At 73.3% G+C, this 1,096-nt stretch carries 2 protein-coding genes; both read right to left on the reverse strand.

Annotation, left to right across the window (positions count from 1 at the left end):
• Positions 1-481: 4-(cytidine 5'-diphospho)-2-C-methyl-D-erythritol kinase (locus tag GH736_RS23320; RefSeq protein ID WP_407922386.1), on the reverse strand; the 481-nt coding region annotated here is incomplete at its 3' end.
• Positions 482-518: 37 nt separating this feature from the next.
• The coding region (locus GH736_RS23325; protein ID WP_203230932.1) for a hypothetical protein at positions 519-1,096 on the reverse strand (578 nt) is incomplete at its 5' end.

The raw sequence follows: 1,096 nt of genomic DNA on the forward strand, positions 1-1,096 counted from the left end.
CGCGCCCGGTGCCGATCGCCGTGCCGCCCGTGAGCGCGAAGGGCACGTCGGCCCCGAGCTTCGCGGCGAGCGCGTGCAGCTCCTCCTTGCTGAGGGCGGTGCCCCACATCGTGTCGCACGCCACGAGGGTCGCCGCGGCATCCGCCGACCCCCCGCCCATGCCACCCGCGATGGGGACGTGCTTGTCGATCTCGAGGTGCACGCCGCCGGGTACCCCTGCAGTGCGGGCGAGCAGCTTCGCGGCCTTGATGGCCAGGTTCGAGGCATCCGTCGGCAGGCCCGACGTGTCGATCGAGCCGCCGAACTCGACGCTGAACTCGTCGTCGGGCCACGCCCGCACGTCCTCGTAGAGGGACACCGCCTGGTACGCCGTGGCGACGTCGTGGTAGCCGTCGGGCTGCACGTCGCCGACGCGCATGAAGAGGTTGATCTTGCCGGGCGCCCGAACGTGCACTGCCTCGTCGGTCGCCGCGATCGTCATGATTCCACGCTAGCCCACGGCTCGCGGGCCGCCCGGGTCATCCGACCGCCTGCAACCACTCCCGCATGCGCGCCTTCACCTCGGCCAGGCGCGAGTCGTCGGGCATGCGGCCCCAGGTGAGGCCGATCGAGGAGCGGCCGTCGTCGAGCGGACTGGCGGAGGCGAGCACGAACTCGCCGCCCTCGAGCGGGAACCGGGCGGTCGGATGCTTCGCCGTGAGGTTCAGCGCGAGCGGGTCGACGTCGAGCTGCAGCGTGACGATCGCGGCGAGTGCGCGCAGCGCGGCCTCGGTGCCGAGCTCGACGGTGCGGCTCACGCTCGCCTCGAAGGTGCCGTCCTGCCGCTGGCCGGGCCGACGGATGCCGCGGGCCTGTTCGTAGGCGACCGTGAGGCTCTGCGCCCACCACGGGTCGACCCGCTGTTCGGCGACGAGCCATTCCGCGATCGGCTGGTGGGCCCACGCGACGGCGCCCGACCGATCGAGGAGGGCGAACCACTCGTCGCGGTCCCTGCCCGTCGCACGGCGCACGGCGTCGTCGCCGACCCCCTCGGCATTGCTCCCCACGGGCGTGCCCATGCCCCAACGGTAGTGCGCGCCGACCGGACGCGGAAGGC

The sequence above is a fragment of the Agromyces humi genome (assembly GCF_009720255.1).
Classification (GTDB): Bacteria; Actinomycetota; Actinomycetes; order Actinomycetales; family Microbacteriaceae; genus Agromyces; species Agromyces humi.